This is a genomic window from Methyloceanibacter sp. (genome assembly GCF_050728395.1).
Taxonomy (GTDB): domain Bacteria; phylum Pseudomonadota; class Alphaproteobacteria; order Rhizobiales; family Methyloligellaceae; genus Methyloceanibacter.
Genome location: NZ_JBOHJB010000054.1, coordinates 1 through 20,079, shown reverse-complemented (window position 1 = coordinate 20,079; position 20,079 = coordinate 1). Strand labels below are relative to the sequence as shown.

Genomic DNA, 20,079 nt, shown 5'->3' with positions numbered 1-20,079 from the left:
GAGTACCCCAGCGTCGAAGAAATCCCCCCACCCGGCGCGCCGACGCGCGCCGACCTCCCCACAAGGGGGAGGTATGGAGCAAGCGGAAACGCTGCGGGTCTCTTCCGCGACGTGCGCGATCTGTGGCGGCGGAGCGGGGTCGGCCGTGCCACGCTTGAGCGCCTCGCCGCGGCTGATGCGTTCCACTCGCTCGGTCACGATCGCCGCCAGGCGCTGTGGGAGGTGCGCGGCCTGCCCAAGGAACTGCCGCTGCCGCTGTTCGATCATGCGCACGCCGCCGAGGCAGGCGCCGAGCCGGAAGTCACGCTTCCCGTCATGCCGCTCTCCGAGCATGTGGTGAACGACTACCGCACCTTGCGCCTGTCCCTCAAAGCCCACCCCATGAGCTTTCTCCGTGCTCACATCATGCGCGAAAACATTCTTTCCTGCGCCGATCTGAAGCGCACGCACAACGGCGCACGTGTGAGCGTCGCGGGCGTGGTGCTGGTGCGCCAGCGTCCCGGCTCCGCCGCGGGCGTGGTGTTCATGACCATCGAGGACGAGACCGGAGTCGCCAATTCGGTGATCTGGCCGAAGGTGCTGGAGCAGATGCGGAAGGTGGTGATGGGCGCACGGCTCGTGGTGGTGCATGGCCGCATCCAGCGCCACGAGGATATCATCCATGTCGTGGCCGAGCGGCTGGAGGATCGCAGCGATTGGCTCCGTCTGCTCGATGAGGACGGCGACAGCATGAGCGTACCGGTCGCCAATGCCGACGAGGTGAAGCGCCCCGACCCAGGCTCCTGGCGCCAGTCTCCCGACGAGGGGCAGACGCCGTTTCCGCTGGCGCCTGCCGATCACGTCGAGCGCCCGCTTGCGGCGCGCGAGAACTCTCATCCCCGCTGGCACCCGCGCCGCCACCCCCGCGCCGAGCGCGTCATCCCCAAATCCCGCGATTTCCATTAGCCGCCACCTCCCCTGTGAGGAGCACGCTAGCCACTCGCTCTCCCCTCCCCCCTTGAGGGGGAGGGATAGGGAGGGGGGGTTCAAATAACGCGACTCTATTCACCCCCCTCCGATCGTCTTCGACGATCGTGCTCCCCCTCAAGGGGGGAGCGGGGTAGTACCTTCAGCCAAACCAGCTATGCTGCGCCGCATGATGCATATAGCTCCGCGTATTTTGCTTGCCGTTTTGCTGGCCCTTGCCCTCGCCTTCAGCGCGGGCAGGAGCTCTCACGCCTATGAGCGTCCGGAAGGCCCAAGCGGCTTCACCCCGAAGACGCTCGCCAAGGCCAAACGACACATGGTGGTGGCGGCGAACCCGCTTGCCGCAGAAGCAGGACTTGCGATGTTGCGCAGAGGCGGCAGCGCCGTCGATGCCGCCATTGCCACCCAGATGGTGCTCAATGTGGTCGAGCCGCAATCCTCTGGACTCGGCGGCGGTGCGTTTCTCCTGACCTGGGATCAAGCCACCAAAACCTTGCTGAACATCGACGGCCGCGAGACGGCGCCTGAAGCGGCGACCCCTGAGCTGTTCCTCGATGCGGCCGGCAAGCCGTTACCCTTCAAGCAAGCCGCCGAAAGCGGGCGATCGGTTGGGGTTCCCGGCGTGCTCGCCGCGCTCAAGCTCGCCCATGACAAATACGGCAAGCTGCCCTGGGCAGAGCTGTTCGCTCCTTCCATCAAGCTTGCTCGAGACGGCTTTTCCGTATCGCCTCGCCTCGCCGGGCTTCTCAAGGGGTCCGACCCAGCGAGCTTCCCGCCCGCGGCCCGCGCGTATTTCTTCGACCCCGCCGGGCGCCCCAGGCCTCAAGGTTACAAGCTCGCCAACCCGGCGCTCGCCTCGACCTTCGAGGCGATCGCCAGAGACGGACCTTCGGCGTTCTATGAAGGCGCCATCGCCCGCGATATCGCAGCTACGGTAGAAAACGATCCGCGTGGGCCTGGCTCACTCACCACCAAAGACCTTGCGAGCTATCGCGCCAAGCTGCGCGAGCCAGTTTGCGTGCTCTATCGCAGCTTCGATGTGTGTGGCGCGGCGCCGCCCTCTTCCGGCGCCGTGACCGTCGGCCAGGTGCTGGCGCTGATCGAGCCCTTCGATCTCGGCAAAGATCCGATGGCGGTCGAGCCCGTGCATCGCATCGTCGAGGCTGAGCGCCTCGCCTTCGCCGACCGCGCGCGCTACCTCGCCGATCCGGATTTCGTGCCTGCCCCGGTCGCTGGTCTGCTCGACAAATCCTACCTGGATCAGCGCCGCGCCCTCATCGACCCAACCCGTGCGCTTGGGAAGGTGACCGCCGGCACGCCGCCCAATACTCGCCAAGGCGCCTATGGTCGCGACGCGACCTTGGAGAATGTCGGCACCAGCCACATTTCCATCGTCGATGACGACGGCAACGCCGTGTCCATGACCACCTCCATCGAGCAGGCATTCGGCTCGCATCTGATGGTGCGCGGCTTCCTGCTCAACAATGAGCTCACCGATTTCTCCCTTACGCCCATCGATGACGAGGGTCGTCCTGTGGCGAACCGCGTTGAGCCGGGCAAGCGCCCGCGAAGCTCGATGGACCCCACCATCATTTTCGCCGAGGGGCCTGACGGACGGAAACCTCGCTTCCTGCTCGGCTCGCCGGGAGGGCCCGGCATCATTCTGTTCAACCTGAAGGCCGTCATCGCCCTGCTCGACTGGCATCTCGACCCGCAAGAAGCGACCGCGCTCGCCAATTTCGGCTCGACCGGCGGCGCCTTTCTCCTCGAGCCTGGGCAAGAGTGGGATTCGCTCGCCGACGGCATGGTCAAGCTCGGTCATGAGGTCGAGCGCTTCCCCTTCACCAGCGGGCTCGCCATCATCGCCGTCACGCCTGACGGGTTCGAAGGCGGCGCCGACCCACGCCGCGAGGGCGTGGCCCGGGGCGATTGATTCTTTCACCATGGCCAAAACCAAAAACATCGCCATCCGCGGCGCCGGCGTGGTTGGCCTTTGGCAGGCGCTCACGCTGGCGCGCCGCGGCCACAAGGTGACGCTGTGCGAGCGCTCACCGGTTCCCTTCGCCCATGGCTGCAGTCTCTATGCCGGCGCCATGCTGGCGCCGAATTGCGAGAAGGAGACCGCTGAGCTGATCGTGCGCGAGCTTGGCCGCCGCGGCCTCGCGCTTTGGCTTGCGACATATCCTGGCGCTGTCGCCAACGGCACGCTTGTCGTGGCGCTCAAACGCGACCGCGCCGAGCTCGACCGCTTCGCACGCCTGACGGAGGGCCACCGGCGGTTGTCACCGGAAGAGCTCGCCGCGGCCGAGCCTGCGCTGATCGATCGTTTTGCCGGCGCCCTCTATTACGCCGAGGAAGGGCACCTATCGCCTGAGCCAGCTCTGCATTTCCTGCTCGAGCAAGCGCAAGCCGCAGGCGCTGACGTCCGCTTTGGTGAGGGAGAAGTCCCCGCCGATGCCGATCTCATCATCGATTGCCGCGGGCTTGCCGCCAAGGACAGGCTGCCGAATTTGCGCGGCGTGCGTGGTGAGCGGATCGTGGTGAAAAGCCGCGAAGTGAACCTGTCGCGCCCGGTGCGGCTCTTGCATCCACGTTTTCCTCTCTACGTCGTTCCCTGGGGCGACGGTGTCTACATGATCGGCGCCACCGTGATCGAGAGCGAGGAGACCGGCCCCATCAGCGTACGCTCGGCGCTTGACCTTCTCTCTGCGGCTTACGCGCTCGATCCGGCCTTCGCCGAGGCCGAAATCGTGCTGCAAGGCGCCGGCGCCAGGCCGGCCTTTCCCGACAATCGGCCTAGGATTATGGTCGAGCGGCGCTATATCTATGTGAACGGTCTTTACCGTCACGGCTTCTTGCTCGCGCCGGTTTTGGCCGAGCTCGCGGCCGAGTTCATCGAGACCGGCGCCACCGATCCGGAGGTGTTCGTTGCAGATTCTCGTTAATGGTGAGCCCGTCGCCACCGATGCGCGCGACCTTGCCGAGCTGTGCGCCAGCCTCGGCTTCACCCACGCGAAGGTGGCGACCGCGGTGAACGGCAGCTTCGTTGCTTCGGCCAAGCGCGGGCTGACGCCGCTCGTGCCGCAGGACGAGGTCGAGATCGTGGCGCCGAGGCAGGGCGGCTGATGTTCGAGATTTATGGCGAGCGTTTTACGTCCCGGCTGCTGCTCGGAACGGCGCAATACCCCTCCCCCGCGACGCTGAAGGAAGCGGTCGAAGCGTCGTCCGCCGAGATCGTCACGGTCTCGCTCCGCCGCGAGTCGGCGCGGATGCGCGCAGGCCAAGGCTTCTGGGAGCTGATCGAAGAGCTCGGCGTGCGCGTGCTGCCGAATACCGCGGGCTGCCACACCGCCAAGGAAGCGGTCGCCACGGCAGAGATGGCGCGCGAGCTGTTCGACACGCCATGGGTCAAGCTCGAGGTCATCGCCAATGACGACACGCTGCAGCCAGAGCTGTTCGGACTCGTGGAGGCTGCCGCCATCCTCGTGGCCGAGGGCTTTCAGGTTCTGCCCTACACCACCGAAGATTTGAGCGCTGCCGAGCGGCTGGTCGGCGCAGGTTGCCGCGTGCTGATGCCCTGGGCTTCGCCGATCGGCTCGGCACGCGGGCTGATCAATCGCGACGGGCTGAAGACGCTGCGCGCTTACTTCCCCGACACGACCCTGATCATCGATGCCGGCATCGGCGCGCCGTCGCAAGCGGCGGAGGCGATGGAGCTCGGTTACGACGCCGTGCTGTTGAACACTGCGGTCGCCAAGGCTGCCGACCCGGTGAAGATGGCGGCGGCCTTTGCCCGCGCGATCGAGGCGGGGCGCCTAGGCTTCGAGGCAGGTCTCATCGAGCCACGCGATATGGCGTCGCCGTCGACGCCGGTTGCCGGCACGCCGTTCTTCAAGATCGATCGCGTCTCTTGAGCGCGCGTCTGCTCGATCCGTTTTATCCGGTCCTTCCCGACGCAGCCTGGGTCGCCCGCATCGCGAGCGAGGGGGCCAAGTTCATCCAGCTTCGTGTCAAGGACATGCCGCCACACGCAATCAAGACCGAGATCGCGCAGGCGCTGAAAGTTGCTTCGGCGCATGGCTGTCAGCTCGTGGTCAACGACTATTGGCGCGAAGCGATCAGTCTCGGCGCGAACTTCGTGCATCTCGGCCAAGGAGACCTTGCCGGCGCCGACCTCGGCACGATCAGGGAAGCCGGCATCAAGCTCGGCGTCAGCACCCATAGCGTGGACGAACTCGACAATGCCCTTGCCGCCGACCCAGACTATGTGGCCCTTGGCCCGATCTATCCGACCAAGCTCAAAATGATGCCCTGGAGGCCGCAGGGTCTTGGCCGCATACAAGAATGGCGGTCGAAAATCGCCTGTCCTCTGGTCGCCATCGGCGGCATTACCCTTGAGCGTGCGCCGGAGGTGCTTGCCGCCGGTGCGTCATCGGCGGCGGTTGTCACCGACATCGTCATGAGCGACGATCCCGAGCAGCGAACGCGCGACTGGATCGCCGCCACCGCCCCGTGGAGGCATTTATCCACAGCCTGTCCACAATCCTGACCCCCTTGACCGAAGGGGGGCTCTTCTGGAACATCGCTGGGTGCGCCTTCGGGCGGAGAGGGTTGGATGGGTTCGGGCTTCAGTCTTGATCCGGCCGCGCCGATGAGCGAGGCAGTGCGGCACGTCGCCTGTTCCGAGATCGATTCCGCCTGCGCTGCACTCGCCGTGCCGCCTGACCGGCACAAAGGCGTCCACGACGCCCGCAAGTGCCTGAAAAGATTGCGCTCTCTCATGGTGCTGATCAGGCCTGGTCTGCCCGACCCGGTCTATGCAAGCCTTGTCGAGCGCCTGCGCACCATCGCCAAGGGGCTTGCCCCGGCCCGCGATGCCCACGCTTTGCTCGATGCCATCAACAAGCTCTTTGGCGACGCCGAGGGCGATACCGAGGGAACTCCAGTCCCGGCCTTGCGCAACTGGCTGCGCGAGCGCCGGCAGTCCGCCGCCCGCAGTTTGGAAGGCAGCACGGCGTCGGACGCCATCTTGGGGCTCACCAGCATCAGGCCAGCCATGGCCGGGCTCGCGGTTTATCCGGACGGGTTTCAATCGGTCGCCAACGGCCTCCGCCAGTCCTATCGCGGCGGACGCAAAGCCTTGGCCAGAGCCTTTGCCAGCGGCAGGGCCGAGGATTTTCACGAGTGGCGCAAGACGTTGCAGCATCATTGGCGCCATATGCAGTTGCTCACCCCCTGCTGGCCGTCCGAGCTTTCGGCGCGGGTCGAGCTCTCGCGGAGCCTGTCGTCGATCCTCGGCGACGACCATGATATCGCCATGCTGCAACATCTCATCTCGGCGCCCACAATGTCGTTTGCGAGCCCGGATGTCACCGCTTCCTTCCTTAAGCAATGCCGCAGCCGGCAAAGGGCGCTGCGGCGCGACGCCAAGATGCTTGGCGAGAGATTGTTCGCCGAGCGATCGCAGCCCTTCGCCGAGCGCATCGAAGCCTATTGGCTTGCCGCTGCGCATCGGACAGCGAAGTCTGAGCCTGTCGCGCGCACGAGTAATGTCGTCGCCTTCGGTGAGTTTGGAGCTGCCGGTCGCCGTGGGTCGGGCTAGCGAGCCTGTCAGATCCCGCGAGGCTGCCGCCAGGCCTGGAACATCAGCACCGTCCACAGCGCGGTGTGCCAATTGCGCGTGCCTTCGAGGTGTTCGGCCCAACGCGCCCTGATCGGAGCGGGATTGAGCAGGCCGCCTTCGGCAAGCCGCGTCTCAGACAGAAGCTCCTCGGCCCAGGGCCGCAGCGGTCCCCTGAGCCACGTCCCGAGCGGTATGGCGAAGCCTGACTTCGGCCGCTGCAAAAGTTTCCTTGGCACATGGCGATAGAGCACCTGGCGCAACAGCCACTTGCCTCGGCCTCCACGTATCTTGAAGCGGGTCGGCAGCCGCCAGGAGAATTCCACGATGCGATGGTCGAGGATGGGCACGCGCACTTCGAGCGCCACCGCCATGCTGGCGCGATCGACCTTGGTGAGAAGGTCGTCGGGAAGATAGGTGATGGTGTCGAGATATTGCATGCGGTCGAGCGGATCGGGGAGCGCGCGGGCGATCGCAGCGTCGAAGATCGGACCCTTCGGCTCAACTCCGCCATTCACGAGCGCTTGCGGATCGTCCCAGGCGCTGACGAGACTCAGATATCCGCTTTCGTCACTTGCACCGAACAGCCTCGCGGCCTTGTGCATCTTGTCGGCGGCGAGCCGCGGACGCCGCTCCGCCGGCAGCACGCTGAACACACGCTCCCACAGCGCCGGCCCCGCTACGCTTAAGCCGCAGGCCAAGGCCCGGCCCACCGGCGCCGGCATATTGCTCGCAAGCCTGGCAAAGCGATGCCGCGTGTAACCGGCGAACAGCTCGTCGCCGCCGTCGCCGGACAGCGCCACGGTGACATGCTCGCGGGTAAGCTTCGACAGGAGATAAGTCGGCACTTGCGACGAATCGGCGAACGGCTCGTCATAGATCGAGGGAAGATCGGGAATGACGTCCTGTGCCTCGACCGGGCTGACATAGAGCTCGGTATGCTCGGTGCCGAGATGAGCGGCAACCGCGCGCGCATGCGGGGCTTCGTCGAAGCCCTCTTCTTTGAAGCCGATCGAATAGGTGCGCACCGAAGCATTGCTCCGCATCCGCATCATCGCCGCAACGGTGGAGGAGTCGATGCCGCCGGAGAGAAAGGCGCCGAGCGGCACGTCGGCGACGAGCCTCCGGCCCACCGCATCGCCAAGCAGCATCTCGAGCGTGTCGGTCGCCTCGCGGTCGCTGACATTGAAAGGCGCGCTCTTTCCGCGCTCGGCCGCCTGCTCGACGCTCCAGAAGGCCGAGGCCTCGATTTTGCCGTGGGCGTCGATGGTGGCGATATGGCCCGGCGCGAGCTTGTCAATGCCGCGATAGATCGAATGAGGCGACGGCACGTAACCGAGCCGCAAATAGGCCGCGAGCGCGTCGCGGTTAAGCCCGGGGCGCCAATTGGGAAGCACCTCGAGGGCCTTCAGCTCCGAGGCGAAGGCGAGGCGCCCATTTTGCCGTCCGTAATAGAGCGGCTTGATGCCGAGGCGGTCGCGGACCAAGCTCAGCGTCCGGTCCCGCCGATCCCACAGCGCAAAGGCGAACATGCCGATGAGACGCTCGACCGTCGGCCGCACGCCCCATTCGGCGATGGCCTCGACCAGCACCTCGGTGTCGGAGTGCCCCCTGAAGCGCCGTCCACGCGCCTCGATCTCCGGGCGGAGATCGCCGGCATTGTAGATCTCGCCATTGTAGGAGAGGACGCAGGCGCCGCAGCCCGACACCATCGGCTGGGCGCCGGCCGGCGACAGATCGACGATGGAAAGCCTTGTGTGGCCGAGCACCACGCCGGCCTCGGCGTCGGCCCACAGGCCATGCGCATCGGGGCCGCGATGAGTGAGCGTCGCTGCCATGGCACGGCCGAGCGCCTCCAGCTCTTGGGAGCCGGAGCGGCGCTCAAGGTCCAAGAACCCCGCGATGCCGCACATGGGCTAGATCCTTATCGTCATCCCATCATAGGCGACTTCCCACCCGGACGCCTCAACCGCTTCCCGCTCGGGCGAATCCTCGCATAGCACCGGGTTGGAATTGTTGATGTGGATGAATATCTTACGCTTGACCTCGAGATCGGCGAAGGCGGCGATCGTGCCGCCCGAGCCCGACATGTTCATATGCCCGATGCGCTCACCGGTCTTGTTCATCAGGCCTTGCGCGATCATCTCATCGTTGGTGTAGAGCGTGCCGTCGAACAGCAGAAGCGGCGCGCCTCTGAGCTTGGCGCTGGTCGCCGCATCGAGCTTGGCGCAACCAGGCACGAAAAAGAAATGGCGGTCCGACCCCGCCTCGGTGACTTTCAGGCCGACGGTGTCGCCTTCCTGCGTGCCGAGACGTGCGCCGGCCTTCTCGTCCTCAAGGTACAGCGCGACCTTGCCAGGCACGGGGAAGGCTTCGATCTCGATCCCGACCGGGCCTTCCGGGCCTTCGACCGCGAAGGGCCGGCCGAGCGTCATGGGCTTCCTCGCCACGAGCGAGGCATCGAGCACGTCGAAGATGCTGTTCGCGGCGAGCACGTCCAACACGCGCTTGCTGCCATAGACGGTGAAGGCTTGCGCCTCGCGCAGCGTCAGCAGGCCCGCGATCGCGTCAACATCGCCGTTGGTGAGCAGGACGGCCTCGATCGGGCTGTTGCGCGCGCCCTTGCCGGTGTCGGGCTGCAGCTCCGGCGTCTCGTTGATCTGCTGCCGCAAATCGGGGCTCGCGTTGAGCAGCACCCAATCGCGGCCGTTGGCGCTCACCGCCACCGAGGCCTGGGTGCGGGCCTTGAGCCCGGCCACGCCCTTGCGTACGCCGGCCGAATTTCGCCCGTTGCAATTCCACTGCGGAAGACCGCCGCCTGCCGCAGACCCGAGCACTTTGATCAGCATGATGGGCGCTTGATGGCCGCCGGACATCCCCTCCGTCAAGCCAAAAGTGGCGCTCCCGCGGAAGCGGGACTGCCTCCTTTTGTGTCAAGTCAGTGAATTCAGAAGGAGAGCGAGCCCTGGAATTTCAGCGCGGTGTCGGAGGTTGCGTCAGTCAAACCGAACTGGAGGCCAACATTCATGGAGAGCGCCATCTCGGCCGGGCCGCTGACCTTGGTATCACCGCCGCCACCCTCGTCGTCATCGCCGCCTTTGGCTTCGTCATTGTTGCCACCAAGATTGTAGAACAGAGTTGGGCCGATGCTATGCACCTGATCGTTGAATGAGCCAGCATTGGCCAAATCCTCGATCTCGCCGAACATTTCGACGCCAACACCCCAGCGCTTGGTGAAATCGTATTCGCCGCGCCAGCCATATTCGAAGCCGAGCCCTTCCTGATTCGCGTAGGTGCCGAGCTGCCGTGTGAATAAGGGATTCAAGGTCAACAAGAACTTGCCGGTCGCAAGCTCAACGATGGGACCGAACCCAAACTGGTTGGCTTCGGCATCGTCGAGGTGCTTGTGATTGTTGATGGCCTTCTCATAGCCCATCTGGAACGCCAAGCCGAGACCGCTGCCTTCGCGCTTAACCAGGCCGAACTGAGTCTCGACCTCGACAGCAGTTGCCTGCAAATCACCGCCTAGCGGTTTGTCGAAGCCGCTAGTGACCGATATCATCCACCAATCGCTGATCCCCATCTGAAGTTCGATCTCGTTGCTCTGAACGAGATCGTTGGCATTCTCGTTCTCATCAGTCGCTCTCGGTACGCCCCAATGATAGGCGCCGCGATATTCGAGCTCGACCTCGCCCTTCTCGATCCCGGCTTCTTGGATTTCGAACTCAGCCAAGACCGGCTTGGTGCCGGCCAGTGTTAGCCCCGCCGCCGCAATGGCGGAAACCGCCACGGTGCAGGCCAGGTGCTCCAGCTTTCGCTGTAGCATCGGTTTCTTTCGCAAGTGCAGCCCCCCAAGATAGCCTTGCTTAGGATTCGGACTTACGCCCTAAGCCTCGAACCTAGCAAAAGCCCCGCGCCTGGGCGTGGCAACAATGATTGCCAAGCTTGGCGCCACTCCTGGCAAGAAGATGAAAGACACATGAAACCAAGGTGAAACGCCGAGCATGTGGGCTGAAAGACGCCCTTAGGGAGCAGACAAAACCCCAGTATAACGTGGGGGCTGACCATGGGGCCGGTGCCCACAAAGCGCGCACTCGTCTCCCCATGAAGCTCAGCCGCGTTCTGTTGCTCATCCGCCACAGAAACCCCGAGATTTATGATGCGCTACCAGACCAAGCTCCTGATCACCGCCGGCCTGCTGCTGGCCTTGTCGCTCTCCGCCGCGGGCCTCGCCTATTGGGGGGTGAGCCAGTCGCACAGCTACCTCAGCCGCTCGCGCATCGCCCACCAGGAGTTGGAGCGTCAGTTGCAGCTTTCCCGGCATAGCCAGCAGCTGTTCAAGGCTTGGACCGACACGCTTCTGACCGGCATCAGCGACCGCCCCCTCGGAGCCGCTTTCCTGCACCAGGTCATCGAGTCCGATCTCGCCGAGCTGGATAGGCTCACCCAGACCGAGCTTGCCATGGTCGGTCCGGACGAACGCAGGATGGAAACTGCCGAGCTCGACCGGCTCAATGCCATCAAGAGCGAATTTCAGCACACGCTCGATCAGCTCGGCGAGGTGGAGCAATTGCGCAGCCGCGGGCGCCCCGATGTCGCCTGGTCGACGCTGCTCGCTTTGCTCAAGGGCGGCATCGACAAGAAGCTGAACGAGCTTATCGAGGTCGCGGTCGCCGACGAGACCGCCGAGGTCGTGAGGATCGATGCCGATGCCGCGCGGCTGTTGAGCCAGTTGGAGCGGATCAGTCAGATTCATGCGATCCTTGCCATCCTGGTCACGCTCGCCTTGGTGATGCTGCTTCTACGGCGGCTCCGCGCCCCGCTCGCCGAGCTGTTGCGCGGCACGCGCGCGCTTGCCGAGGGCGATCTCTCACATCGCATCGCCATCCCAGGGCGCGATGAGTTCGCCGATCTCGGCCAAAGCTTCAATCGCATGGCCGACGACCTCCAATCGCACCAGAAGGCGCTGCAAAGTGCCCATGCCAATCTTGAGGCGCAGGTGGCTGAACGCACCGAGGAGCTGCGTCACGCGAACCAGTCCTTGCGCAAGGTGGACGAGACCCGGCGCGCCTTCTTCGCCGATATCAGCCACGAGCTGCGCACACCGCTCACCGTCATTCGCGGCGAGGGCGAGATCGCGCTCCGCGGCAGGAACAAGCCGGTCGCCGAGTATAAGAACTCGATCTCGCGCATCGTCGAGCAGGCCAAGCACCTCTCCCTGCTGGTGAACGACCTTCTGTTCATCGCCCGCCAAGGGGCCGGCGCCGCCCGCCTCAACCTACAGAGCATCGACCTTGGCAATTTGCTTGAGAAGGTGTGCGGCGACGCCAAGGTCATCGCCCATCCGAAGGCGGTCGACATTAGCTACGCCAACGGATCGGCACAGGAGCATGTGCATGGCGATCCGGCAAGGCTCCGGCAACTTTTCATGGTTCTCTTGGATAACGCTGTCCGCTATTCGAATTCCAAAGGCGAGGTGAAAGTCGATATAGCAAGCACTGGCGGCGAGGTGCGGGTCAGCGTCACAGATCGCGGCATCGGCATCGCGCCGGAGGAGCTGGAAGGAATTTTTGAGCGGTTTCGCCGCGGCGGCAACGCCACCGAGCACAACGAAGAGGGCTTGGGCTTGGGCCTGCCGGTGGCCAAGGCCATCGTCGAGGCCCACAAGGGAAGGATCGAAATGAACAGCCGCTTGGGCGAAGGGACCACGGTCACGGTCGCGCTGCCGGCCTCTCCCGCTGAGGCTACGGCGTGAACGTTCTTCTGGTCGAAGACGAACCGCGGGTCTCCGACTTCATCGATCGCGGGCTGCGCGCCGAAAATCACGGCGTCACCGTTGCCTCCTCCGGATCTGAGGGGGTCGATCTCGCCAAGACCGGTGAATTCGACGTGATCGTGCTCGATTTGATGTTGCCCGACATGCACGGCTATGACGTCTGCCAGCGCTTGCGCCTGGAGGGCGACCACACGCCGATCCTGATGCTGACCGCCATGGACACGCTCGAGGACAAGATCAAAGGCTTGCGCGTCGGCGCCGACGATTATCTCGCCAAGCCCTTCGATTTCGACGAGCTGCTGGCCCGCATCGAGGCGCTCGTTCGCCGCTCGCGCAATTTCGCTCCGAGATCGAATGTGTTGCAGGTCTCCGATCTCGTGCTCGATCGCGATCTGCTCGAAGTCAAGCGCGGCGGCGAGGAGATCAAGCTCACCGCCAAGGAGCTCGCCATCCTCGAGCTGTTGATGGGCGCGCCAGGGCGGGTGTTCTCGCGCACGCGCATCCTCAATCAGGTCTGGGGCTACAGCGAAGACCCGCTTACCAACGTCGTGGACGTCTACATCGCCAGACTCCGCCGCAAGATCGACACCCCCGGCCGCGAGCCGTTGCTGGAAACGGTGCGCGGCCACGGCTATCGCCTCAGGGCTTCGGCATAAACGCGAGGCGCGCACGGCTTGGCAAAACACACGCGGAAGAGTGGCAATCTTGCCAGGCAAATCTTGCTTAGTTCGGCTGGATGGGTAGAGTATGCCCCGCCACTCTCGCGGTCACGCGCCATACCCTTTCCGGGCCTCGCTTACGCGAGTCACAAGCAGCCTCTGCCGCGCGCCGTGGCATTGGAGCTGCCCGCTCATCTCGTGGCGAATCCCGGCGATTTTGGACTGAAAAAAAAACAACGCGGAAGGAGCGCCCGTTGCATCCAGCTCTGTTAGCATTCCTGATTGCCACCATTGCAGCGTTCGGTTTCGGCGAACCGGTCCAGGCGGCGACCAAGGTCACCGTCGGCGTCCTGAAGTTCGGGACGGTGAGCTGGGTTCTCGACACCATCCAGAAGAACGGTCTGGACAAGGCCGAGGGCATCGAGCTCGACGTCGTGCCGCTGGCGAGCTCCGAGGCGACCGCTGTGGGCCTGCAAGGCGGCTCGGTCGATATCATCGCCACCGATTGGCTATGGGTGTCGCGGGAGCGGAGCGGCGGCGCCGACTTCACTTTCTCGCCCTTTACCACGGCGCTCGGCGCCATCATGGTCCCCCCCAATTCGCCGATCAAAACTCTCACGGACCTCAAGGGTAAGAAGCTCGGTGTTGCCGGCGGCCCTCTCGACAAGAGCTGGCTGTTGATCGTGGCCTATGCGCTCCGCACCGCCAATCTCGATCTCAGGACCGACACCACGCAGGTGTTCGGGGCGCCCCCCCTCCTTGCCGAAAAGGCGAAGCAAGGCGAGATCGACGCGGTGCTCAATTTCTGGCCCTATGCCGCAAGGCTCGAGGCGGCTGGCTTCAAGCAGTTGATCGGCATCGAGGACGTGGTGAGCGAGCTCGGCGCCAAAGGCGAAGTGGCCATGGTCGGCTATGTGTTCAGCGAGAGTTGGGCCAACGAGAACCTGAAGGCCGTTGACGGCTTCTTGCGCGCGGCGGCCAAGGCCGACGAGCTGCTCGCCACCTCCAATGAAGCGTGGGATGCCATCCGCCCCCTGATGCGGGCGGAGGACCAGACGACCTTCGAGGCTCTCCGGCGGCGCTACCGCGAGGGCATCCCCGAGCGGTCGACCGTCGAGAACGAGTCGGATGCCAAGGTTCTCTATCAATTCTTGCGCGAGCTTGGCGGGGAGAAGCTCGTGGGGCCTGGCGCCGAACTTGCCCCCGGCACCTTCTGGAAAGGCGGCAAGTCTTGAGCGTGAGCGCAGCCCCTCCCGACACCTGGTCCGGGCTCCGCGGCCTTCGCGGGCCGATCGTTTCCGTGCTCTCGGTCGCGGGCTTTTTGCTCGTGTGGTTCATCGCCACCGAGATCGCGCAGAGCCGGATGCTGCCCGGCCCGGTTGAGGTGCTGAGCTATGTCGTCGACGAGGCGATGCACGGCGATCTGCTGGCCGAGCTCGGCATCACGCTATGGCGGGTGACGGCGTCCTTCGTGGTGGCGATGGCCATTGGCAGCGTCATCGGTCTCGCCATGGGCGAGTCGCCGGCGCTCAACCGGGCGCTCGATCCCTGGTTGATCGTGCTTCTGAACCTGCCCGCGCTCGTCATCATCATCCTCGCCTATGTCTGGTTCGGGCTGAACGAGGCCGCGGCAATAGGCGCCGTCGCCTTGAACAAGATCCCGAACGCCATCGTCACCATGCGCGAGGGCGCAAGAGCACTCGACCCAGGGCTCGACGAGATGGCGCGCGCCTACCGCCTGTCGTACTGGAGCAAGCTTCGCAACGTCACCCTGCCGCAGCTTCAGCCCTATTTCGCCGCCGCCTCCCGCTCAGGTATCTCATTGATCTGGAAGATTGTTTTGGTGGTGGAGCTGCTTGGACGCCCGAATGGCGTAGGCTTCGAGCTCCATCTAAACTTCCAGCTTTTCAACGTGACGGCCATCCTTGGCTATACCGTCGCCTTCGTCACCGTCATGCTCGCAATCGAATATTTGCTGGTGCAGCCCCTTGAACGACGTACGACCCGCTGGCGCAACAAGCCGGTTTGAGATCCGCATCGAGGACAAGACCCATGTCGGGGCGGACGGGACGCGGATCCCCGCCATCCGCGACCTGGTGCTCGAGGTGCAGCCGCAAAGCATGACGGTGCTGATGGGCCCGTCGGGTTGCGGCAAGACCACGCTGTTGCGGATCGTCGCCGGCCTCGACGATCGCTTCACTGGCAAGGTGCACGTGCCCGACAACGCGCGCATCGGCGTCATGTTTCAGGAACCACGACTGCTTCCCTGGCGTACGGTGCGGCAGAACATCCAGCTCGTCGCCGAGGACATGTCGAACGCCGAGCTCGATCGTCTCGCCTCGGCGGTCGGCATCGCCGACATGCTGCCGCGCTACCCGCAAGAGCTGTCGCTTGGCCTTGCGCGCCGCGTGGCCTTGGCCCGCGCCTTCGCGCCGCGGCCAGACCTGTTGCTGCTCGACGAGCCCTTCGTCTCCCTCGATGAGCGCACCGCCGACCGCCTGCGGCACCTACTGCTGGAGGTTTGGTCGGCGCGCCCGACGACGGCGATCCTCGTCACCCACAATCCGAGAGAGGCGATCATGCTCGCCGATCAGCTCGTGCTGCTCGCGCCGCGGCCGACCCATGTGGTGGCGGTCGTGCCGATCACGATGCCGCAAGGCGAGCGAGACGCGGCCGTGGTCGAGGAAATCTACGCCGATCTCCTCAAGCGCCATCCGGCTAATTTCGCCACCGGCTGAGCCTCAAGCGGCAGCAGCGGCAGCGGCCTTGCGCTGCTGGATGCCGACGGACGGGTCGTAGGCCCACACCGACAGCCCGACGAAGACGATCAGGCAGCCGAGCACCACGGCGAGCGCCTGCCAGTTCACCTCGAGATAGAAGGCGAAGCGGATCAGCTCGACGGCATAGGTGAAGGGGTTGTAGATGCAAATGGTGTAGAGCCACAGGCTGCCTTCGCGCATTTTCCATAACGGATAGAGCGCTGACGACGCGAAGAACATGGGGAAGATCACGAAGTTCATGATGCCGGCGAAGTTCTCGAGCTGCTTTATGGTCGAAGACACGAGCATGCCGAGCGCTCCGAACATCATCCCGGTCAGGATCAGCGCCGGGAGCGCCGCAAGGTAGCCCCAAGGGGGCAGCTCGACGCCGAAGAAATACGCCACGAGCAGGAACGTGTAGACCTGGAACAGAGACACCGTGACGCCGGCGAACAGTCGCGACACGAGCAGGAACCAGCGCGGCAGCGGCGTGGTCAACAGCACGCGCATGGAGCCCATCTCGCGGTCGTACACCATGGACAGCGAGGTCTGCATGCCATTGAACAGCTGGATCATCGCGACCAGGCCTGGCGTGATGTAGACGTCGTAGGTGATGTAGGTCTGGTAGGGCGGGATGATCGAGATGCCGAGCGCAGCGCGGAAGCCCGCAGCAAAAATAATGAGCCAGACCAATGGCCTGACCAGCGCCGCAAAAAAGCGCTCGCGCTGCTGAAGGAAGCGGAGCATTTCCCGCCAGACGATGCCGTTGAAGGCGCGGAGATAATGCATCGGCTTCATGCCGCGATATCCTCTTCCGTATCGCCGCCGATCAGGAGCCTAAAGGCTCCACCAAGATCGCCAGCCCCGGTCTCCGCCACCACGTCCTTGGCGGTGCCCCGCGCCACGATGCGCCCGCGCGACAGCACCAGCAAATCATCGTCGGGCTCGACTTCATCGAAGAGATGCGTGGCCCATAGCACGCCGATATTGTCGGCCCGGGCAAGCTCGTGGATATGCTTTACGATGGCGGTGCGGGTCGGTACGTCGAGGCCGATGGTCGGCTCGTCCAACAACAGAAGCTTCGGGCTGTGCAATATGCCCCTGGCGATCTCGACCCGCCGACGGTGCCCTCCATTCAGGTCGCGCACGCGCTCGTCGATACGTTCCTTCATGTCCAGGGCATCCAGCGCCCGCGCCATGCGCTCATCGGCATCCTTCCGCTTCAGCCCGCGCAAGCTCGCGAAGTAGCGCAGATTCTGTTTCACCGTGAGGTCGAGATCGAGAGTTGGCTGCTGGAACACGACGCCAAGCGGCTCGAGCGCCCTTGAGCCCCACTCTGCCGCCGAGCGGCCGCAGATCTCGATGCGACCGGTGGGAGCGTCGAACAGCCTCGTGATCAGCGAGAACAGCGTCGTCTTGCCGGCGCCGTTCGGGCCGAGCAGCGCCGTCACCTTGCCGGAAAACACCTCGAAGCTCACATCGTCGAGGGCCTGCTTCGATCCGTAGTAGTAGGAAACGTTCTTGACGGTCAGAACCGGAGTGCGGGCTTCGCCCTTGGGGGTTTCCTTCTGCATGGCGATCTTTCTTGGGGGGCCAGGGGGCCGGGGGGCCGGGGGGCCAGGCTTCTTGCCCCACAGATAGCCCCGGATTGGGCCTTCCACAACCCTGCCCGGTGTCACGGCTCCACGCGTTACTTCATACCTCCCCCTTGCGGGGAGGTCCGACGACGCCCGTCAAGGTGAGGGATGGTGTTTGCTGCGCCGTCTCAACCATGCAGGCATGCTCCTTCGTTGCCGCGATGCGTTTGAAGCATCCGGGGTTTGCTCTTCCCCCGAAGGGGACGGCGCGCCGAAAAGCGCAGTCCATTTTGGTTCGCGTCCATTGCCGGACGCGCAGGCGCCTTTCGGCGCGCCACATGCGCTTGCAGCAGAAGCGTTGGCGCATGCTCATTTGCGGCGATTTGGCAATCGACGGGCCCCGCTTTCGCCTAAGGTCTAAACTTGCCTCAGGTCGTCAGCCAACTCCTGGCGGGGACCCTTAGTGGTCCCGGGGGGAGCCCCATCGCCGCCCGAGTGCCTGGTTGCGAGCCAGACCCGCAGGGCGCCGCGCCCCATCCCGCCTCACGACGCCTCGCGAAGAGCGCCCCTCAGTGGACGAGGTGGTGCAAGCATAAGGGGGGTTTCGCATGCGGGGATAAGTTGGTTGGAGTCCCCTCACCCCGATCGGCGTGCGGCGCGCACCTCCAACGTCCCCGTCTTGGCCTCGGCAACGATGTCGGTACGCGGCGAGTCGTCCTCCTTGAGCACGCTAAGTTCGCCTCCCTTTCGCGCAACCGTCTCCTTGAGGCGTTCCAGAGAGTGCGCCCAGCTCTGCCGCGCAAATTGGAACGGTTCGGCCGAACTCCATTTGCCGGTGATGATGGCGCGTCCGGAGTCGCCGATGATCGTCAGAATGTTTCCAAAGTACTCATCGAGCTCGTCAGGATGAACGTGGATCAAAACCTTGAGCGAGAACAGAAAGGCCGGCTTCGCTTCGGCGGCTTCCCGCACTGTGGAAGCGGAGATGACGCGCAAGTTCGGCGCCTTCCTCTCCATCTCGGGACCGATCAGCCTTGCCCCTTCATCGAGCAGCGCCTGGTCGATATCGAAGCCCCAATAGCGGCCTCGCTCCAGAAATCGAATGGCATGAACTCCCATGCGCAGAGTGCCGCAGCCATAGTCCACGAACGCATCCTGCGGCGTGATCCCATATTTCAGAAGGCGCTTGAACGACGTACCGCCGAGCTCGCTGCGGTCGCCCCATTTCAAGTGCTCGCCGAGGCTGGGGTGGTGGCGGCCACGCGCCAGGTCGTCCTTGGCGATCGCGGCGAAATAGTCCTTGAATGTCGCTTGAGGATGGCGCAGCCGCCATAGCTTGAACCGATAATTCTGCAGGGCCAGCTTGGCTTTGCTCAACATCCCCATGTCGCTGTCTGCCTCGCACAATCGGGCGCTCTCAAGACCGCGAGCTTGCCCGTGTCATCCTGTTTAGGAGCGGCAGCAAGCACACAAGCGCCAAAAAAGAAGCCGCCCGAAGGGGCGGCCTCAATTTGGAAGGTGGTTTGTTCGTTTAGAAGAAGATCACGCCACCGATCTGGAAGATGTCGAGACCATCGAAGCTGGTGGTGAGGCTGCGTCCATTCGTTATCCCGGGATTGCCAAAGCTGATGGCGTCCAGATCGATATCGAGGTGCTGCCACCGAGCGAACACGTGCATGGCGGCCGAGTCGATCTCCTGAACCACACCGATGCCCCAGCGCTGCACTTCTGAACCAGTCACGAGCGCACCCGCGGTGATGGCCTGCCCCTTGAAGGGCCCGCTGTTCACCACACCAACCGGAAGGCTGGCGATGCAGAATGTCGCGTTCTGGTTGAGGCTGCTGGGCGGTGCGCCGCAAAGGCCACGGAATTGATCGTTATACTGGCCCCACTCGCCGAAGAGCACCGTAGCGCCCGCAGGCATCCAGGCCTTCTTGATACCGGCCTTCACGAACCAAACGTCGGTATTGTTGGCAGCCGAGTCCGTCACACGGCCAGTATGGAAGTTAAAGCTCTTGTATTGCGTGCCCTCTTCCTGGTCGTTCTGGTACAAGCCGTAGACGAACAGGCCTGACGGGACGTGCATGGCAGATGCACCGATCTGGAACAGCTGGCCGTCCTGACGATAGTTCTGGAACGGCGTGCCGCCGCCACCCACGACCGCGACGTTAGAGCAGGTCGCGCCACCATGGAAAATGCCAGGTGCCGAGCAGCCTTCGTCGGTCAGCTGGGTCCATCCGGCTGCCGCCGAGAACTTCACACTGTTCCAGTCAGCAGCGTATTTGACGGCGATATCCCACATGTCGTCTTCGCCATATGACGTCGACATGCTGAAGCCAGCAAAGGTCGGTGAGTCATAGCGGAAGGCGTTCTGCGGATAGCCGTTGCAGTCGGCGCCGAGACCGCCGCCATTGGTATTACAAGTCAGCACGGCGCCCCAGGCGAACTCGCTCGCCAAGTCGTTGGAGTTCTTGGCGCCCTTTACACGGACCCTCATGCCGGCGCCGTCGAACAGCACGGCGTTTGATTCGATGACCGTGCCTGACAGGTCAGGAAGCAGGGCCACGTTATCCGTCGCCTGGCTGAGCTGACCCCAGTTGATCGTGCCGTATTTGTCGCTCTTCAACCACATATAGGAGAGGAGCGTGTTGATGTCGCCGAACAAGCAGGCATTGTCGTTGAACTGATTCTCGACAAAGCCAACCGAGCAGCTGGTGCCCGC

The 20,079-nt window shown here is 64.1% G+C and carries 19 protein-coding genes; 12 read left to right on the top strand and 7 right to left on the bottom strand.

Annotated features, from left to right (window positions below):
- The 7 genes from ACREC7_RS10870 to ACREC7_RS10840 form a co-directional block, all read left to right on the top strand.
- Positions 1-945, top strand: a 945-nt coding sequence (locus tag ACREC7_RS10870) for an OB-fold nucleic acid binding domain-containing protein (protein WP_431555707.1), incomplete at its 5' end; no start/stop codon positions are given.
- A 190-nt stretch (positions 946-1,135) separates the two neighbouring features.
- On the top strand, positions 1,136-2,899 hold the full coding sequence (gene ggt / locus ACREC7_RS10865) for a gamma-glutamyltransferase (RefSeq protein ID WP_431555706.1): 1,764 nt from the start codon (positions 1,136-1,138) through the stop codon (positions 2,897-2,899).
- Positions 2,900-2,909: 10 nt separating this feature from the next.
- Positions 2,910-3,911, top strand: coding sequence for an FAD-dependent oxidoreductase (locus ACREC7_RS10860; RefSeq protein WP_431555705.1), 1,002 nt, complete (start codon positions 2,910-2,912; stop codon positions 3,909-3,911).
- On the top strand, positions 3,895-4,092 hold the full coding sequence (gene thiS / locus ACREC7_RS10855) for a sulfur carrier protein ThiS (RefSeq protein ID WP_431555704.1): 198 nt from the start codon (positions 3,895-3,897) through the stop codon (positions 4,090-4,092). Before ACREC7_RS10860 ends, thiS begins: the two co-directional genes overlap by 17 nt.
- Entirely contained in the window at positions 4,092-4,880 is a 789-nt protein-coding gene (locus ACREC7_RS10850; RefSeq protein WP_431555703.1) for a thiazole synthase, read from the top strand. The genes thiS and ACREC7_RS10850 overlap by 1 nt, the downstream gene beginning before the upstream one ends.
- A complete protein-coding gene (locus ACREC7_RS10845; RefSeq protein ID WP_431555702.1) occupies positions 4,877-5,515 on the top strand; it encodes a thiamine phosphate synthase in 639 nt (212 codons plus the stop codon). Before ACREC7_RS10850 ends, ACREC7_RS10845 begins: the two co-directional genes overlap by 4 nt.
- Before the next feature lie 66 nt (positions 5,516-5,581).
- Positions 5,582-6,568: a CHAD domain-containing protein gene (locus ACREC7_RS10840; RefSeq protein ID WP_431555701.1), complete on the top strand. Its 987-nt coding sequence runs from the start codon at positions 5,582-5,584 to the stop codon at positions 6,566-6,568.
- Between the two features lie 8 nt (positions 6,569-6,576).
- Here ACREC7_RS10840 and asnB read toward each other — a convergent pair whose 3' ends face one another.
- The 3 genes from asnB to ACREC7_RS10825 form a co-directional block, all read right to left on the bottom strand.
- Positions 6,577-8,499, bottom strand: coding sequence for an asparagine synthase (glutamine-hydrolyzing) (gene asnB, locus ACREC7_RS10835; protein ID WP_431555700.1), 1,923 nt, complete (start codon positions 8,497-8,499; stop codon positions 6,577-6,579).
- A gap of 3 nt (positions 8,500-8,502) precedes the next feature.
- Positions 8,503-9,435 carry a pyrroloquinoline quinone biosynthesis protein PqqB gene (gene pqqB, locus ACREC7_RS10830; RefSeq protein WP_431555699.1) on the bottom strand — a complete coding sequence of 311 codons (933 nt, stop codon included), beginning with the start codon at positions 9,433-9,435 and terminating at the stop codon, positions 8,503-8,505.
- Positions 9,436-9,533: 98 nt separating this feature from the next.
- Positions 9,534-10,412 carry a hypothetical protein gene (locus ACREC7_RS10825; protein ID WP_431555698.1) on the bottom strand — a complete coding sequence of 293 codons (879 nt, stop codon included), beginning with the start codon at positions 10,410-10,412 and terminating at the stop codon, positions 9,534-9,536.
- 330 nt (positions 10,413-10,742) lie between these two features.
- Here ACREC7_RS10825 and ACREC7_RS10820 point away from each other — a divergent pair, with 330 nt between their 5' ends.
- The 5 genes from ACREC7_RS10820 to ACREC7_RS10800 all read left to right on the top strand — a co-directional run bounded on the left by ACREC7_RS10820 (position 10,743) and on the right by ACREC7_RS10800 (position 15,759).
- Positions 10,743-12,341: a sensor histidine kinase gene (locus ACREC7_RS10820; protein ID WP_431555697.1), complete on the top strand. Its 1,599-nt coding sequence runs from the start codon at positions 10,743-10,745 to the stop codon at positions 12,339-12,341.
- Positions 12,338-13,018 carry a response regulator transcription factor gene (locus ACREC7_RS10815; RefSeq protein WP_431555696.1) on the top strand — a complete coding sequence of 227 codons (681 nt, stop codon included), beginning with the start codon at positions 12,338-12,340 and terminating at the stop codon, positions 13,016-13,018. The genes ACREC7_RS10820 and ACREC7_RS10815 overlap by 4 nt, the downstream gene beginning before the upstream one ends.
- Positions 13,019-13,275: 257 nt before the next feature.
- Positions 13,276-14,256 (top strand): ABC transporter substrate-binding protein, encoded by a 981-nt coding sequence (locus tag ACREC7_RS10810; RefSeq protein WP_431555695.1) that lies wholly within the window; start codon positions 13,276-13,278, stop codon positions 14,254-14,256.
- Positions 14,257-14,258: 2 nt separating this feature from the next.
- A complete protein-coding gene (locus tag ACREC7_RS10805; protein WP_431555708.1) occupies positions 14,259-15,050 on the top strand; it encodes an ABC transporter permease in 792 nt (263 codons plus the stop codon).
- Positions 15,010-15,759 carry an ABC transporter ATP-binding protein gene (locus tag ACREC7_RS10800; RefSeq protein WP_431555694.1) on the top strand — a complete coding sequence of 250 codons (750 nt, stop codon included), beginning with the start codon at positions 15,010-15,012 and terminating at the stop codon, positions 15,757-15,759. Before ACREC7_RS10805 ends, ACREC7_RS10800 begins: the two co-directional genes overlap by 41 nt.
- 3 nt (positions 15,760-15,762) lie before the next feature.
- On the opposite strand, the gene ACREC7_RS10795 is transcribed toward ACREC7_RS10800, so the two are convergent.
- The 4 genes from ACREC7_RS10795 to ACREC7_RS10780 all read right to left on the bottom strand — a co-directional run.
- Positions 15,763-16,578 (bottom strand): ABC transporter permease, encoded by an 816-nt coding sequence (locus tag ACREC7_RS10795; RefSeq protein ID WP_431555693.1) that lies wholly within the window; start codon positions 16,576-16,578, stop codon positions 15,763-15,765.
- Positions 16,575-17,354 (bottom strand): ABC transporter ATP-binding protein, encoded by a 780-nt coding sequence (locus ACREC7_RS10790; protein ID WP_431555692.1) that lies wholly within the window; start codon positions 17,352-17,354, stop codon positions 16,575-16,577. Before ACREC7_RS10790 ends, ACREC7_RS10795 begins: the two co-directional genes overlap by 4 nt.
- A 639-nt stretch (positions 17,355-17,993) precedes the next feature.
- Complete coding sequence (locus tag ACREC7_RS10785) at positions 17,994-18,743, bottom strand: hypothetical protein (protein WP_431555691.1); 750 nt, start codon at positions 18,741-18,743, stop codon at positions 17,994-17,996.
- 145 nt (positions 18,744-18,888) lie between these two features.
- The coding region (locus ACREC7_RS10780) for a hypothetical protein (protein WP_431555690.1) at positions 18,889-20,079 on the bottom strand (1,191 nt) is incomplete at its 5' end.

Bases quoted from the DNA above. Each gene is read 5' to 3' on its own strand.
- ACREC7_RS10820 (WP_431555697.1), top strand. From the start codon at position 10,743: ATGATGCGCTACCAGACCAAGCTCCTGATCACCGCCGGCCTGCTGCTG.
- ggt (WP_431555706.1), top strand. From the start codon at position 1,136: ATGATGCATATAGCTCCGCGTATTTTGCTTGCCGTTTTGCTGGCCCTT.
- ACREC7_RS10785 (WP_431555691.1), bottom strand. From the start codon at position 18,743: ATGGGGATGTTGAGCAAAGCCAAGCTGGCCCTGCAGAATTATCGGTTC.
- ACREC7_RS10860 (WP_431555705.1), top strand. From the start codon at position 2,910: ATGGCCAAAACCAAAAACATCGCCATCCGCGGCGCCGGCGTGGTTGGC.
- ACREC7_RS10790 (WP_431555692.1), bottom strand. From the start codon at position 17,354: ATGCAGAAGGAAACCCCCAAGGGCGAAGCCCGCACTCCGGTTCTGACC.
- ACREC7_RS10795 (WP_431555693.1), bottom strand. From the start codon at position 16,578: ATGAAGCCGATGCATTATCTCCGCGCCTTCAACGGCATCGTCTGGCGG.
- ACREC7_RS10840 (WP_431555701.1), top strand. From the start codon at position 5,582: ATGGGTTCGGGCTTCAGTCTTGATCCGGCCGCGCCGATGAGCGAGGCA.
- ACREC7_RS10850 (WP_431555703.1), top strand. From the start codon at position 4,092: ATGTTCGAGATTTATGGCGAGCGTTTTACGTCCCGGCTGCTGCTCGGA.
- asnB (WP_431555700.1), bottom strand. From the start codon at position 8,499: ATGTGCGGCATCGCGGGGTTCTTGGACCTTGAGCGCCGCTCCGGCTCC.
- pqqB (WP_431555699.1), bottom strand. From the start codon at position 9,435: ATGCTGATCAAAGTGCTCGGGTCTGCGGCAGGCGGCGGTCTTCCGCAG.
- ACREC7_RS10825 (WP_431555698.1), bottom strand. From the start codon at position 10,412: ATGCTACAGCGAAAGCTGGAGCACCTGGCCTGCACCGTGGCGGTTTCC.